This is a genomic window from Clostridium sp. (assembly GCF_036642255.1).
In the GTDB taxonomy this organism is placed as follows: domain Bacteria; phylum Bacillota; class Clostridia; order Clostridiales; family Clostridiaceae; genus Clostridium_J.
In genome coordinates this window covers 86,415-103,387 of sequence record NZ_JAVWDJ010000004.1, presented here as the reverse complement: position 1 = coordinate 103,387, position 16,973 = coordinate 86,415, and the positions used below count along the sequence as shown (strand labels likewise).

At 30.4% G+C, this 16,973-nt stretch carries 13 protein-coding genes; all 13 read right to left on the bottom strand.

Going from position 1 to position 16,973, the window contains the following annotated elements; all coding sequences use genetic code 11:
- Positions 1-146: 146 nt before the first annotated feature.
- Positions 147-404 carry an HPr family phosphocarrier protein gene (locus tag RR409_RS03315; protein WP_332556298.1) on the bottom strand — a complete coding sequence of 86 codons (258 nt, stop codon included), beginning with the start codon at positions 402-404 and terminating at the stop codon, positions 147-149.
- Between the two features lie 29 nt (positions 405-433).
- Positions 434-1,627, bottom strand: a complete 1,194-nt coding sequence (locus tag RR409_RS03310; RefSeq protein WP_332556297.1) for a pyridoxal phosphate-dependent aminotransferase — start codon at positions 1,625-1,627, stop codon at positions 434-436.
- Between the two features lie 452 nt (positions 1,628-2,079).
- The gene (locus RR409_RS03305; protein ID WP_017414479.1) at positions 2,080-2,340 is read right to left on the bottom strand and encodes a stage V sporulation protein S; all 261 of its coding nucleotides are present in this window, start codon (positions 2,338-2,340) and stop codon (positions 2,080-2,082) included.
- A 456-nt stretch (positions 2,341-2,796) separates the two neighbouring features.
- Complete coding sequence (gene rny, locus RR409_RS03300; protein WP_332556296.1) at positions 2,797-4,347, bottom strand: ribonuclease Y; 1,551 nt, start codon at positions 4,345-4,347, stop codon at positions 2,797-2,799.
- A gap of 316 nt (positions 4,348-4,663) precedes the next feature.
- Complete coding sequence (gene recA, locus RR409_RS03295) at positions 4,664-5,698, bottom strand: recombinase RecA (protein WP_332556295.1); 1,035 nt, start codon at positions 5,696-5,698, stop codon at positions 4,664-4,666.
- Positions 5,699-5,865: 167 nt separating this feature from the next.
- Entirely contained in the window at positions 5,866-6,408 is a 543-nt protein-coding gene (gene pgsA / locus RR409_RS03290) for a CDP-diacylglycerol--glycerol-3-phosphate 3-phosphatidyltransferase (protein WP_332556294.1), read from the bottom strand.
- 127 nt (positions 6,409-6,535) lie between these two features.
- Complete coding sequence (rimO, locus tag RR409_RS03285; protein ID WP_332556293.1) at positions 6,536-7,873, bottom strand: 30S ribosomal protein S12 methylthiotransferase RimO; 1,338 nt, start codon at positions 7,871-7,873, stop codon at positions 6,536-6,538.
- 23 nt (positions 7,874-7,896) lie between these two features.
- Positions 7,897-10,254 (bottom strand): DNA translocase FtsK 4TM domain-containing protein, encoded by a 2,358-nt coding sequence (locus RR409_RS03280; protein WP_332556292.1) that lies wholly within the window; start codon positions 10,252-10,254, stop codon positions 7,897-7,899.
- Positions 10,255-10,668: 414 nt separating this feature from the next.
- The gene (locus RR409_RS03275) at positions 10,669-11,400 is read right to left on the bottom strand and encodes an ATP-dependent Clp protease proteolytic subunit (protein WP_332556291.1); all 732 of its coding nucleotides are present in this window, start codon (positions 11,398-11,400) and stop codon (positions 10,669-10,671) included.
- A gap of 230 nt (positions 11,401-11,630) precedes the next feature.
- Entirely contained in the window at positions 11,631-12,818 is a 1,188-nt protein-coding gene (dapG, locus tag RR409_RS03270; RefSeq protein WP_332556290.1) for an aspartate kinase, read from the bottom strand.
- Between the two features lie 16 nt (positions 12,819-12,834).
- Positions 12,835-13,110 carry a YlmC/YmxH family sporulation protein gene (locus RR409_RS03265; protein WP_332556289.1) on the bottom strand — a complete coding sequence of 92 codons (276 nt, stop codon included), beginning with the start codon at positions 13,108-13,110 and terminating at the stop codon, positions 12,835-12,837.
- 59 nt (positions 13,111-13,169) lie between these two features.
- Positions 13,170-14,453, bottom strand: coding sequence for a pitrilysin family protein (locus RR409_RS03260; protein WP_332556288.1), 1,284 nt, complete (start codon positions 14,451-14,453; stop codon positions 13,170-13,172).
- Positions 14,454-14,794: 341 nt separating this feature from the next.
- Complete coding sequence (locus RR409_RS03255; protein WP_332556287.1) at positions 14,795-16,903, bottom strand: polyribonucleotide nucleotidyltransferase; 2,109 nt, start codon at positions 16,901-16,903, stop codon at positions 14,795-14,797.
- Positions 16,904-16,973: the final 70 nt, after the last annotated feature.

The following is a 16,973-nucleotide window of genomic DNA, read 5'->3' as shown; positions in this document are numbered from 1 at the left end:
ATTTATCCATATCTAGTCACTGAATTTAATATTATTGAAATTATATATTTTTCTGTTATTGTTAACTTATTTTTAGAAGTTTTTATATACTAAATTTGTTTATGTTCATGTGAAAAAAACTGCTACAATTGTAGCAGTTTAATTTATTATTCAAAGCTTTCTAATAAGGTAATAATCTCTTTTAGTGCCATATTTTCATCAATACCTTTTGTACTAATGATTATTGTAGCTCCCATGCTTATGCCAAGTGATAGTATACCAATCAAACTTTTCGCATTAGCACTTTTCCCATTATACTCAACTTTTACATCGCTTTTAAAACGAGTTGCTTTCTGCACTACTAAAGTTGCCGGCCTTGCATGAAGTCCCTGAACGTTATTAATTTGTATTTCTTTTGATACCATATGTATCACCTCATTCTTTTAGAACATTGTTACTTTATTTCACTTACAAATTTTTCTATTCTGTCTAAACCATTTTTTATATTTTCCATAGAAGTAGCATAAGAAAGTCTTATAAAATTATCAACACCAAATGCAATTCCTGGTATTACTGCAACTTTCTCTTTTTCTAATAATAATTCCCCAAAAACTAAAGAATCTTTTATTATTTTTCCATCTATTTCTTTGCTTAACAGCTTTGATATATTTACCATTACATAGAAAGCACCCTGTGGTTTTACACAAGAAAGATTGTTTATAGAATTAATTCTATCTACCATAAAATCTCTTCTAGATTTAAACTCTTTTTTCATATTTTCAACTTCTCTTTGATCACCATTTAAAGCTTCTACTGATGCATATTGAGAAATTGAGCATGGGTTTGATGTTGTATGACTTTGTATATTAGACATTAATGCTGTAATTTTTTCACTAGCAGCAGCATATCCAATTCTCCAGCCAGTCATAGCATAAGCTTTTGATACTCCATTAATTACAATAGTTCTATTATAAGCATCATCACTTAAACTTGCAATTGAAACATGACCTTCTTCTCCATATAATAACTTCTCATATATTTCATCTGAAATTATTAATAAATCTTTTTCTTTTGCAAAATTTGCTAATGACTCAAGTTCATCTCTTGTGTAAACAGTTCCTGTTGGATTGTTTGGACTGTTTATAATTATTGCTTTTGTTTTTTCTGTTACTGATTTCTCTAATGCTTCAACAGTGAATTTAAATGCATTCTGTTCCTCAGACTGAACAAAAACAGGAACTCCATCCGCAAGTTGAATTAACTCAGGATAACTTACCCAGTATGGAACTCCAACTATAACCTCATCACCAGGATTTAGTATTGCTTGAAAAACATTTGCTAAGCTTTGCTTTGCTCCTGTAGAAATAATAATTTGAGAAGTTTTATAAGTTAAATTGTTGTCTTCCTTAAACTTCTTAACAATAGCTTCCTTTAACTCAATTATACCTGATGCTGCAGTATATCTTGTTAGTCCTTGCTCAATAGCTTTTATTGCTGCATCTTGAATATTTTTTGGAGTATTGAAGTCTGGTTCTCCAGCCCCAAATCCAATAACGTCTATTCCTTCTGCTCTCATCTTTTTAGCTTTTGCAGTAATTGCTAAAGTTAGTGATGGTGAAATTTGTGTAGCTTTTTTTGATAATATCATATTATGTACCCCCAAATTTAATTCTTCTTTTTTAATTTAAATTTTTAATCAATAACTTATATAACTATTCTTCATTAAAATTCTAAATTTTATTACTATAAAATCATAATTATAGAGAGAATTAATTTTTGAATTGTAACCTTCATTTTATAATAAAATGAAAGATAAACATCATAATAATAATATAGCATTTATTAACAATAGTGTAAACCTTTAAAATCACTTTATATAATTTATTTATCAATTAATATGTTTTCTTACAATTTTAAAAACACACTAACCACTTCCACAAGTATATTATCACAATAAAATGTATTTTAGAATAACTTATCTTCTTTAAGACTCTTGTATAATTCTTAGCAAGTGTCTCATCTTTTAAAAATCATTATTGAATAATAATAAAAAAGTAAAGAATTCAAAGGAATTCTCTACTTTATATAAATATATAATAACTATTTAGGCTGAACAATTAATCTAATTGCTGTTCTTTCTTCCCCATCAATTTCGATATCTGTAAATGCAGGTATACATACTAGGTCTACTCCACTTGGAGCAACAAAACCTCTTGCAATAGCTACTGCTTTAATTGCCTGATTAATAGCGCCTGCTCCTATTGCTTGAATTTCCGCTCCTCCTTTTTCTCTTAAAACTCCTGCTAATGCCCCTGCTACAGAATTTGGACTTGATTTTGCTGAAACTTTTAATACCTCCATAATAAACCTCCTAAGTTAAACTTTATTGTTGTATTATATTAATTCTACAGATATTACAAAATTCCTTTAAAATCATTAATATTTAATTTTGAAAATTTAATCACTTCTATATTTTGTAATAGCTATAAAAATTTCATTTACTAATAGGAAATATTTTAATTTACTCAAAAGAGCTTGGTAAATTAAAATATTACTCCTAAAATTAAGTTCTAAACTATTACTTTACGTATTTTGATTAAGCATTATATAGCCTTTCTATATAAGTTACAACATTACTTCTACATTACAAAAACACCACAAACAATTTATAAATAAAGAGGGTTCAAAACACAAATAGATATTTCTACAGTTCCACTATTTCCTTGTGACATTCTGTATATTTAAAAAAATCTTCTTAAATTAGAACATTAATTGTTCAAATTTAAGAAGATTTGTTGTCTACAAAGTTATTATTTTCTATTTGGCATATTCTATTGATCGTGTTTCTCTAATTACATTTACTTTGATTTGACCAGGATATTCTAGTTCACTTTCTATCTTTTTAACAATATCTCTAGCCACTTCAACAGCGCCTGCATCATTAATTTCTTCTGGTTTAATCATAATTCTAATTTCTCTTCCAGCCTGAATGGCATATGACTTTTCAACGCCCTCATATGAATTTGCAATTTCTTCAAGTTTTTCTAGTCTCTTAATATATGCTTCTAAAGTTTCTCTTCTAGCACCTGGTCTTGCAGCAGAAATAGCATCAGCTGCTTGAACTAAGATTGCTTCTAAGGATTGCATTTCTACATCACCATGGTGAGCTGCTATAGCATTTACTACTATAGGGGATTCATGATATTTTTTAGCAATCTCTGCACCAATTAGTGCATGTGGCCCTTCGACCTCATGATCAATTGCTTTTCCTATATCATGTAATAACCCTGCTCGTTTTGCCAACGTAGGATCAATTCCAAGTTCAGATGCCATAAGTCCTGCTAGGTAAGATACTTCAATGGAGTGTTTCAATACATTTTGACCATAACTGGTTCTGTATTTAAGTCTACCTAAAAGTCTAATTATTTCTCCATGTAATCCATGTATTCCTGTTTCAAAGGTAGCCTGTTCTCCCTCTTCCCTAATATCGTTTTCAACATCTTTCTTAGCCTTTTCAACCATTTCTTCAATTCTTGCTGGATGTATTCTTCCATCAACTATAAGTTTTTCTAAAGCTATTCTTGCAACTTCTCTTCTAATAGGATCAAATCCTGAGAGAATAACTGCTTCTGGTGTATCATCAATTATTAAGTCTACTCCAGTTAAGGTTTCAAGAGCTCTAATATTTCTACCTTCTCTTCCTATGATTCTTCCCTTCATTTCATCATTTGGAAGTGAAACAACATGCACTGTAGACTCTGCAACATGGTCTGCTGCACATCTTTGAATAGCATATGTTATGATTTCTCTAGCCTTTTTATCAGCCTCTTCTTTAGCTTTTGACTCTAAATCCTTAATCATAATTGCAGTTTCATGTTTAATTTCTTTTCTTACTTCATCTAATAAAACCTGTTTTGCTTCCTCAGATGTAAGTCCTGATAATCTTTCTAATTCTTCTCTTTGTTTTGTATACAAATCTTGTATACTTGACTCTAATATTTCAACTTCCTGTTGCTTTTTATTTAGATTCTCTTCTTTTTTCTCAAGAACTGCGCTCTTTTTATCTAAAGATTCTTCTCTTTGAATTATTCTTCTTTCAAGCCTTTGGATTTCATTTCTTCTTTCCCTTAACTCCTTTTCAGAGTCAGTTCTTAGTCTATGAACCTCTTCCTTAGCTTCAAGAATTGCCTCTTTCTTCTTTGACTCTGCTTCTTTTTTAGATTCATCTATAATTCTTTTTGCCTCTTCTTCAGACTTTACTATATTCGCTTGAGATATATTTTTTCTTGTATAAATAACAACAAAAATTCCAATTAAAATAACAATGAAAAGTACTCCTACTAATAAAATAGTTGTATTTATTTCCATTTAACTAACACCTCCTTTGCTTATTTTAGGATATCTATTTGTAATAAATTGAAAGCTAGAAAAGGTGTCATATTTATTCAATTGGTAGCAATTACATTATGCTAAACCAGTATTTGTATATATTTTATATTAATTTTACACTAATGTCAAGGTTATTGCCAAATAGTACACATAACTCGCATAATGTTCTACATTAATTCTTCACAATATTTACAATATTTATACTTACATTCCAAATTTGTAATTATTTTTTATTATAACTTGAAAAAGTAATAGGTAAGCTACTCTTACTTACCTATTACTTTAATCAAACTTTTTATTCTTTAATTTTTTCTTCTACTTTAGCTACTGGTTCTTTATATAAAGGTAAATTATATTTTTCTCTAATTTTATTCTCAATTTCTAATCTTACTTGTGGATTTTCTTTAAAGAAATTTTTAGCATTTTCTCTTCCTTGACCAAGTCTAACATCTCCGTAAGCAAACCATGCCCCACTTTTTTGTACTATCTCTTCTTTAACCGCTATATCAAGAACATCTCCTTCTTTAGAAATTCCTTGACCATACATTATGTCAAATTCAGCTTGTTTAAATGGTGGTGCTACTTTGTTTTTTGTAATCTTAACCTTAGTTCTGTTTCCAAGGAACTCGTCTCCTTGTTTTATAGTATCAACTTTTCTTACATCCATTCTTACTGATGCATAAAATTTAAGAGCTCTTCCTCCTGGAGTTGTCTCTGGACTTCCAAACATTACTCCAACCTTTTCTCTTAGTTGATTAATAAACACAGTAACACACTTAGATTTATTAATAGCACCTGCAAGTTTTCTTAATGCTTGTGACATTAACCTAGCTTGAAGTCCTATATGAGAATCACCCATTTCTCCCTCAATCTCAGCTTTTGGAACTAGGGCAGCAACAGAGTCTACTATTATTACATCTATTGCACCTGAACGAACTAATGCTTCAGCAATTTCAAGTCCTTGCTCCCCTGTATCTGGCTGAGATACAATTAGATTATCTATGTCAACTCCCAATGCTTTTGCATATACTGGGTCTAGCGCATGTTCTGCATCTACAAATGCCGCAGTTCCACCAGCTTTTTGAGCCTCTGCTACAATATGCAGTGCCACTGTTGTCTTACCTGAGGACTCTGGTCCAAATATCTCTATAATTCTACCTTTAGGAACTCCCCCTATTCCTAATCCTATATCTAAGCCTAAACAACCTGTAGAAATAGCATCTAAATTCATAACACTATTTTCTCCAAGTTTCATTATTGATCCTTTTCCAAATTGCTTCTCTATTTGACCCATTGCGGCTTCTAATGCTTTTAATTTTTCATTATTCATATATTTTCCCCTTAGGGTTCACCATCCTTTCAAGTATCGAACATTCGTTCTGTTATTATTATATAATAAAATTTCTTATAGGTCAACTATATAATATAATAAGAAGTTCCTACATTTTATTAGCAGGAACCTCTTATAATATTTACCATTCTGTTTACTTTTAAACACTACTTATCCATTCTTATGGCATTTTTATTTTTCACAAAATAGTCTACTCCAGAGATTATTGTTATAATCACAGAAATCACCATGGAAACTAATGTAAATATATTTATCCACTGAAGAGGATAACTTAAATAAATTAATCCTGATATTATAGCAACGATTTGAACAACAGTTTTTGCCTTTCCCCAGTTACTAGCAGCAATAACTAATCCTTCAGATGCTGCTAAGGTTCTTAATCCTGATACGGCAAATTCCCTTGCAATAATGATCATAGCTACCCAACCAAAAATAACTCCTCTTTCTACTAGAGCTATTAAGGCAGAGGTAACCAATAGTTTATCTGCTAATGGGTCCATAAACTTCCCAAAGTTAGTAATTTGATTTCTAGATCTAGCAATATATCCATCCAACTTATCTGTTATTGAAGCAACTATAAATATAACAGTGGCAATGAGGGTTCCCATCGCAGAGTTTAATGATATAAAGATTAAAAATATAGGTACTAATATAATTCGTAATACGGTAAGCTTGTTAGCAAGATTCATTATACACATCTCCTACTTCCACTTTAATACTTAACTATCTAACAACATTGAGGAATTAAATTAAACATCCTGAACTTTATTAGGCATTAATCTTCATCCGCAAGTTTTAATTAAACAGAAATTGTTATTATTTAATAGGACTATCAACAATTTTTCCAATTAAATCGTATTCTAATGCATCTACGATTTTAACATTTATAAATTGTCCCATATTAATAATATTATCACACTTTATGAAAATTTCACCATCAACTTCAGGTGCCATTTCATAACTTCTGCAAACATATTCTCCATCTTGTTTATCTTCTACTATAACTTCGTAGATATTACCTATTTTTTCCTTGTTAATCTGCTTTGATATTCTTTGTTGAATACTCATTAACTTATGATATCTTTCTTCTTTTAAACTATCTTCTATCTGATTATCCATTTCAGCAGCTGCTGTACCCTCTTCTTGTGAATACATGAACACTCCAAGCTTATCAAATTTCACAGTTTCCACAAATTCTAAAAGCTCATTAAAATTTTCTTCTGTCTCCCCCGGAAAACCTACGATAATAGAAGTTCTTAGTGTTACATTAGGAATGGACTTTCTTAGCTTATTAATATTTTCTAAAATTGCCTTTTTTCTTCCTCTTCTTTTCATTGCTTTAAGAATGTCATCACTAATATGTTGTACAGGTATGTCTACATAATTACACACCTTATCATTGGTGGCAAACTCATTAATAATATCATCAGTTAACTCTTCAGCATAACAGTACAATACTCTAATCCATTTGATGCTTTTAATCTTTGTAAGTTCCTGTAACAACAAATGAAGCTTTTGTCCACCATAGATATCTATACCATAATTTGTAGTATCCTGTGCTACTAAAATTAATTCTTTATACCCATTAATTGCAAGTTCCTTAGCTTCTACTAGGATATCTTCAATAGTTCTGCTTCTATATTTTCCTCTAATTTTCGGAATTGCACAATAAGCACATTGATAGTTACATCCTTCTGAAATTCTTATATAAGCAGTAGTACCACCAGTTGTTACAACTCTTTTTCCGATATTTATATTTGAATCACTATAATTCGTAAAACAACTTTTTTCACCTTTACTTAAGGCTTTATGTATAGCTTCATTTAATTTATCATAATCATTAACCCCTAGAATTATATCTAATTCAGGGATAAGTTCTAAAAGTTCATTTCCATATCTTTGAGTTAAACAACCGGTAGCAACTAATACCTTACAGTTATTTTCCTTTTTGTATTTAGCCATTTCTAGTATAGTATCAATTGATTCCTGTTTTGAGGTTTCGATGAATCCACAGGTATTTATCAATATAATGTCTGCATCTTCTGGTTCATTTATAACTTCATAATTTGTCTTTAAATTTCCTATTATAATCTCAGAATCAATTCTATTTTTATCACAACCTAAATTAACTACTCCAACTTTTAACTTTTCCACTAGTTTTCCTCCTGTTTTATACATTATCCTTCGTAATCATTATCCCTTATAAGCACTTGTCTTGGCTTACTTCCATTTCTACCTGAAATTACACCTTGTTGCTCTAATTGATCAATAATTCTTGCCGCTCTATTATATCCTATCTTCAACTTACGTTGCAATAGCGATGTGGATGCCTGATCAGTTTCTAAAACTACTTTAATTGCTTCATCTAAAAGATCATCTACATCATCTTCTTTACCACTAGCATTTACTTCTATTTGATCAATTATTTCTTTTTTATATTCTAACTCTTGTACACCATTTTTTACAAACTCTACAACTCTTTCTACTTCTTCTTCTGAAACAAAAGCTCCCTGTATTCTAATTGGCTTAGCTTCACCAACTGGATAGAATAGCATATCTCCTTTACCCAAGAGTTTTTCTGCTCCAGAAGAATCCAGAATTGTTCTAGAATCAATTTGACTAGATACAGCAAAGGAGATTCTTGATGGAATATTAGCTTTTATTACTCCAGTAATTACATCTACGGAAGGTCTTTGTGTTGCTATAACTAAGTGCATACCCGCAGCTCTTGCCATTTGAGCAAGTCTTCCTATATAATCTTCAATATCATTAGGACAAACCATCATTAAATCAGCAAGCTCATCAATAATCATTACAATCCAAGGCAACTTTTCTTCAATTATTCCTTTATTGGCCAGTTCATTATATCCTTCTATATTTCTCACATTATTATCTGCAAAAACCTTATATCTACGTGTCATTTCATTTACAGCCCAATTTAAAGCACCTGCTGCTTTTTTGGGTTCGGTGACAACTGGTATTAAAAGATGAGGTATTCCATTATATATATTAAGTTCAACAACCTTAGGATCAATTAATAATAGCTTTACATCTTCAGGAGAATATTTATATAGTAAACTTATTAAAAGTGTATTTATACACACACTCTTTCCTGAACCTGTAGCACCTGCTATCAATAGGTGAGGCATTTTAGTTAAATCTGATACAATACAATTTCCGCCTATATCCTTCCCAAGTGAGAATGCTAAGTTTTTGTTTGACTTACTAAACTCATCTGACTCAATAACCTCTCTTAAAAATACAGGGGATAAGTCTTTATTTGGAACCTCTATACCTACTGCTGCTTTTCCTGGGATAGGTGCTTCAATTCTTACTCCCGAAGAAGCCAAATTCAAAGCAATATCATCTGCTAAATTTACAATCTTACTGACCTTAACTCCCACATTAGGCTGTAACTCATATCTAGTAACAGAAGGTCCTTTAGTTACTTGAATTACTTTAGCTTCTACTCCAAAACTCAATAGAGTTTCTTGTAATTTATTTGCACTATTAAGAAGATCTTTCTTATCTCCTTTTTTCATATTTAAAGCTTCATTTTTTGATAATAGCTCAATAGAGGGATGCTCATATTCATAATTAATATCATTAGATGAACTATTGATTTGAATTTCCTCTTCTACTTGGGATTTAATTATCTCATTGAATTTTTTATCTTCTGCTATAATTGTTCTTTTTTCATAAACTGATTCTTCTTTTTCTTTATGTTCTTCCTCACTTTGTTCCATAGATTTCATAAAATCAATTATTTTTATTTTGTTATTTGAAATTTGAGAATAATCATCTTTAGCAAGATTTTCTTCTTTAAATTCTTCAACTACCAATTCATTACCGATTTTTATTTTATCGTTCTTTTTGTTCTTTTCCTTCCCCTTATCTTTACCCTTTAAAAATAATTCCTTACCATCATTGATTAAATCCTTTAAGGTTATTTCATTAATCAATGTTACAGAAATAATATATAAGGCAAACAATATTACATAAGTTCCACCTGTACCAAACAATCTAAAAAGAGGTACAGTTAATAATAACGAAATAACGCCTCCATGAAAAGCACTTTCCTGGTCAAATTGTGCAACTATAGCATCTGATAAGTATCCTTTTACGTAGAATTCAGATAACATAGTTATTTCCATTAATAAAAGGGTAGTACATAGAAATAAAACTATTCCATAAAATCGTTTATTAAACTTAAGCCTACCATCTGTAGCAATATAATTTAAACCTATAAATATAAAGAATACTGGTAATACATAGGCTCCTACACCAAACATTCCTGTAAAGAACTTATTAAAAAATATTCCCATAGTTCCTGATAATGATGTTGGATCAGAAAACAAGGTTGAAAAAAGACTTAATAAGATTAGCACACCTACAGTAATTAGCAAAATTCCTGTAAAATCAAAACTTTTTTCTCTTTTATTTTCTGTATCGGCACCTACTTTTGTGGCCTTTGTACGACTTTTTTTACTACTTTGACTATTTTTTGCGTCTAGCTCTTTTGTTTTTTTTGCCACAATATCACCTCCACCTTAAATATTTCTACACTATAACTGAATTTCCTTTATTTTATCATGGTTCCATTAAATTCATACTATAATTATAGTCCAAAATCAAATATTTAGGCTATATATTTAATTTTCTTAAATGCACATTAATAACTTCAAAGGTTAAATTATTAATTTTCCACGTAAACTTTTAATTATAGCTGTAGAAAAAAATGTTTTTAATTCTATGATCTTAAGTTACCTTTGGAGCATTAATTTAATAATATAATTCCTTGTTCGTTAATCTACATAATAAAACTAGCAAGAAAATTAAAATTTTCTTGCTAGTTTTATCTTAAAATAAATTTAGATTTTACAATTCACTCTTAGCTTTTACCAATTTAAAAATATAGCACTGATTTCCCATTACTTATGAAAATTTTATTAATCTCCTATTAATTCATTTAACTTATCAAGTGCTTGCCTTATTCCCCCAACTTCATCAATTAATCCACACTCTACCGCCTGCTTACCTATTAGAATAGTTCCTATATCATTTAAAAGTTCATCTGTTTGACTCATTAAATTTCTAAAACTTTCACTATCAATTTTAGAAGTTCTTACAACAAACTCAACTATTCTTTCCTGCATTTTTTTAAAGTATTCAAAGGTTTGATTTACTCCAATAACAAATCCGTTCATTCTAATTGGATGCACAATCATAGTGGCAGTTGGAGAGATAAACGAATAACTAGATGATGTAGCTAATGGTACCCCAATAGAATGTCCTCCACCAATGACAATTGAGACTGTAGGCTTACTTAAGCTAGCAATCATCTCCGCAATAGCGAGTCCTGCTTCTACATCTCCTCCAATAGTATTTAATACTACTAAAATTCCCTTAACCTTATCATCTCGCTCCATAGCTATAAGCTGAGGAATGACATGTTCATATTTAGTTGTTTTAGTCTGTGGATTTGATATATTATGACCTTCTATTTGACCTATAATGGGTAATATTTGAATTCTCTCGTCAGGATGAGCAACAGTCATTACCCCAACTTCTTTAAGATTGGACACTTCTTCACTTGGTCCGTTTTTAAGCTCTTCCTTCTTCACTTCTTCTTTTTCACTATTAATTTTTTTATCCAGCTTTTTTTTCTCCATTTTTGACATAACTCATTCCTCCTAATTCACATTTATTGTGTGCATTAGGAGGAAATAATATACTTATAATATACTCCTGATATAAATCATAAAAAGATACATTAACCTTAAATACATATAAAAGAGTCATAAACTTTTTATAATTAAAATTACAGAATTGCTCCTACTAACTTATAGTAACTCCTAAGCCATGAAGATAACTATCATTTATTATAATTCTTGTAAAAAATCTTCTCATACTAGCCTAAGTTAAATTCCTTATGAAGAGCATTAATAGCTTTATCAGTATGCTTAGATTCTACCAAACACCAAATGGTCATATGTGAGTCCGCAGTTTGTAATACTTCTATCTTTTCTCTCGTTAATGCCTTTAGTATTTTAGCCATTACTCCTGGTATACCCCTCATTTTAGAGCCAATGATAGCAATTTTGCTGCAATTTTCTACATAAGAACAAGGTAAATTAATTTGCTGAGCTATTTGCACAAATTTATCTAAGTCATAATTAGTTATGGTAAATATTTTTTCTTTCGGGAAAACATTTATTAAATCTATACTAATATTTTCTTCTGCTAGAATATCAAATAGATTGTAATAAGCTTCCTCATTATTATCACTAACTCTAATTTGAACTCTATTATTCATATGAGTTATTCCAGTAATTATATTTTCTTTATCCTCAACAAAATTACTAATTATAGTGCCTTCACAATCTGTTAAAGTATTCTTTATCACAAGAGGAATGTTATATTTTCTTGAAATTTCAACTGCTCTTGGATGTATAACTTTAGCTCCTTGATCTGCAAACTGAAATACTTCATCATAACTAATATTTTGAATCAATGTTGCATCAGATACTATTCTTGGATCCGCTGTCATTATGCCATCTACATCTGTATAAATCTGAACTTCTTCTGCCTTTAATGCAGCCCCTAGTATAGCACCAGTAACATCACTACCACCTCTACCCAAAGTAGTTATAAATCCATCCTCGCTAATTCCTTGAAATCCAGCAACCACTGGAATTTTACCCTCTTGTATTATCTTATATATCTCATCTGGCTTTACTTCTAAAATTGTAGCATTATTATAGACATTGTTAGTTTTAATACCTGCTTGACCACCAGTTAACGGTACTGCTAGGATATCTTCCTTATATAAATCATCACATATTATAACTGTACTTAGTATTTCTCCACAAGCCATCAATATATCTATTGCCTGTGGATTATTTCTTTTAAAGTTATCTTCCACTAGGGAAAGTAATGTGTCTGTAGCATAAGGTGCACCCGTTCTCCCCATTGCAGATACAACTACAACAGGAGTATAACCTTGCTGCATAGCATTCTTTATTTTTTTTACTACAAGTTTTCTGTTTTCCTCGCTAGATACTGAAGTTCCACCAAATTTTTGTACTAGGATTTTCATTGCTAAACCTCCAAATTTATATATGAGATCTCCTTAGGGTTTCACCATCAATGTCTATTATTATGGTTCTAGAACCAATTTTTTTAACATATTCCCATGGTACTTCAAGTACATCATTGTTCCGGAATAAGGTAAAACTGCCTTTGGATTCAGTTAATAATAAAAGTTTAAACTCACCATTTTCATCTATTACTATATCATTATTACCTAGAAAACTGTATTTGTCACCATCATTAATATTTATAATCTCATACCTTTCCATTTCACTAAGATATTTTATATTATCTTCCATAAATAATCACCTCACAATAATTCTCATAGATTACTATGAGAATTATTGTGAATATATACCTATTTTTTATCTACTTTAATCTCTATTAGGCTATCTTTATAAATTTCTTTTAACAAATTCATGTCTTTTCCTACAAAGGCGCTATTGTAAATGCCTTTTCTAAAAGTCATATCCATAACATTATTTATTTTTTCATAATTAATATTATCAATTTTATTTATAACATCAGTAGGAGTGTTTATTTTGTTTTTGAACAATACCGATTTTCCATTACTAAACATTCTACTACTGGTACTTTCTAACCCTAAAATATAACTTCCTTTTAGCTGTTCCTTTGCTTTATGCAACCTATTGTTTGAAATTTCATTAACAGAAAACTTTTTAAGCTCATGATTTATAGTTTCCATAGCTTCCTTGATATACTGTGGGTTTAGTCCTCCATATATATTTACAGAGCCTGTATTTATATGAGAGGTGATAAATAAATATATAGAGTAGCATATTCCTAATTCTTCTCTTATTTTTTGAAATAAAATTGAAGATGCTCCTCCTCCTAGCATATTAGAAAGTAATATAAGGGTATATATATCCTCGTGACCAATTTCTAGTCCTGGTATTCCTAGGGTAACATGCAATTGTTCAATATCTTTTTTTCTAAAAAAATTGTTCCTTTCAATGATTGGAGAATTGTATTTAGTTATACTTTTATTTTCACAACACCAATCTCCAAAATATTTTTCTACTAATTTTTCAATCTGTGACATGTTTACATTACCACAGATGGATATAACACAGTTTTCAGGTATGTAATAACGATGTAAATAATCAATTAATAATTCTTTACTAAAACTTCTTACAGTATGTTCATAACCTAGTATAGGCCTAGATATTGAATCCTTCTCCCAAACTGCTTTAGAATGTAATTCCATCAGTACATCCTCAGGAGAATCTTCGCTCATATTTATTTCTTCTATTACTACTCCCTTTTCCTTCTCAATGTCTTCTTCATTAAACTTACTATTGAAAAGCATATCTGATAATATTTCTAACCCAAGTTCTAGATAATTATCAAGTAACTTTACATAATAACAAGTGGCTTCTTTACCTGTAAAAGCATTGATTTGGCCACCAACATCTTCAATAGCTTCAGCTATCTCCTTTGAAGTTCTATTTTCTGTACCTTTGAAGAGCATATGTTCTATAAAATGAGAAATCCCATTATTTATATGATTTTCATTTCTCGACCCATTTTCAACCCATAATCCTACTGAAACTGAATTGAATTGTTCAATGTTTTCTACCACAACTCTTAGTCCATTATTAAGTTTAAATATATTATACATGCATTTAATCCCCTTTACATATTATGATAAAAAGGTCTTTTTCTATAGTATTTAGTTTAAACTAATACTATGTATAGTATGCCAAATACTATCATTTTGTCATAGTTAAAAATAAAAATCGAAAAACTTTATTGAAGCAAAACAATTAGTTCATCTATTTAACTTATGCATAATTTATGTTGTTTTATCACTTAGGCGTTAACTTCTAAATGTTTCTAAATTCTAAGCTTCATATTACTTTGTTTACATCAAAAATTTGTGTACTAACTTTAGATTATACCTTAGCTTTATCAATATTTCATCATAATATAAAACAAAAAAATAAAAAGGCATACGCCCTTTTATTCTTCTGTTTTATTTTCTTCACTATCTTTTATAGCATCTTTTCTTGATAAGTTAACTCTGCCCTGTGAATCTATTTCAGTAACTTTAACTAATATTTCATCACCAACTGAAACTATATCTTCAACTTTATTTACTCTTGCAGTATCTAATTTAGAAATATGAACTAAACCTTCTTTTCCTGGCATAATTTCAACGAATGCACCAAAAGTTGCAATCTTAGTAACTTTACCAAGATAGATTTCTCCTACTTCTACCTCTTTAACGATATCTTTTATAATTTTCAATGCTAAGTTAGCACTTACACTATCATTAGACATAATAACAACTTTTCCATCATCATTAGTATCTATTTTAACTCCAGTATCAGCTATTATCTTCTTAATAACTTTTCCACCAGGTCCAATTATATCTCTAATCTTATCTGGTTTAACCTGAATAACATACATTCTTGGTGCATATGGAGAAATTTCTGCTTTTGGCTCTGCTATACACTCTTTAATCTTATCTAAAATATATAATCTAGCTTTTCTAGCGTCTTCGATAGAAGTTCTTATGCAGTATTCTGATAATCCTTTAATTTTAGTATCAACTTGAATAGATGTTATTCCTTTTTCTGTACCTGCTACTTTAAAGTCCATATCTCCAAAGAAATCTTCTATTCCTTGGATATCAGTTAAAACTTCTTCGCTAGTTAAATCTTCATTTGTAATTAATCCCATAGCTATTCCTGCTGCTGGTCTCTTAAGTGGAACTCCAGCATCTAATAACGCTAATGTGCTTCCGCATACACTAGCTTGAGATGTAGATCCATTTGAGCTTAGCACTTCAGATACAAGTCTTATTGTGTATGGGAACTCTTCTTCAGAAGGAATTAGTGGTTCAAGTGCTCTTTCTGCTAAAGCTCCATGTCCTATTTCTCTTCTTCCTGGTCCACGTAATGGTTTAACCTCACCTACACTGTATGCAGGGAAATTATAGTGATGCATATATCTCTTAGTCTCTTCTTCTCCAAGACCATCTAATATTTGAACTTCTCCTAATGCTCCCAATGTAGCTACAGTCATAACCTGAGTTAACCCTCTAGTAAATAGACCTGTACCATGGGTTCTTGGAAGCAATGAAGTTTCACAGCTTATAGGTCTTATTTCATCAAACGCTCTGCCATCTGGTCTTTTTTTGTCTACTAACATCATATGTCTTACAATCTCTTTTTGAAGATTATAAACTACTTCAGCTACGTCTGACATTTTGCCTTCATATTTTTCTGCAAACTCTTCGTTGATTTTTTCTTTTATTTCATCAACTTTAATATTTCTATCACCTTTGCTAGTAGTGTACATTGCATCTTTTAACATATCAAATGCAAAATTTCTTACATCATTTTCTATTTCTTCATCAATTTTATGTAACTCTGGAACTATTTTTTCTTTACCAAATTTAGCTCTTGCTTCTTCTTGGAAAGCAACAATTTTTTGGCATTCTTGGAATCCGAAGTTAATAGCATTAATCATTATTTCTTCTGGTATTTCATCTCCACCAGCCTCAATCATCATTACTCTTTCCTTTGTTGCACATACAGTTAAAGACATAGAACTTAGTTCTCTCTCTTTAGCAGTTGGATTAACAACAAAGTTACCATCGATTAAGCCTATTGATACAGTACCTACTGGATCTACAAATGGAATACTAGATATATATAATGCCATTGATGCTGCATTCATTGCTAATATGTCAGGAGCATTATCTTGATCTACAGACACAACTGTACAAACAACTTGCACATCATTTCTATATCCTTTTGGGAATAGCGGTCTTATTGGTCTATCTATAGCCCTCCCGTTAAGAATTGCCTTTTCTGATGGTCTACCCTCTCTCTTTATAAATCCTCCTGGAATCTTACCAACAGCATATAATCTTTCCTCATACTCAACACTTAATGGAAAAAAGTCTATACCTGATCTTGGCTTTTCTGAAGCATTTACGTTAACAAGTATTACTGTATCTCCATAATTCATGAAGATAGCACAGTCTGATAGCGCTCCAACTCTTCCAAATTCAACTTTCATTTGTCTGCCAGCTATAGTAGTATCAATTGTATTTATCATATATTGGCCTCCTTTCGCCTTCTAATAATATTATTGTCAAATATTTATAATTTATAAATAGTTAAAATAA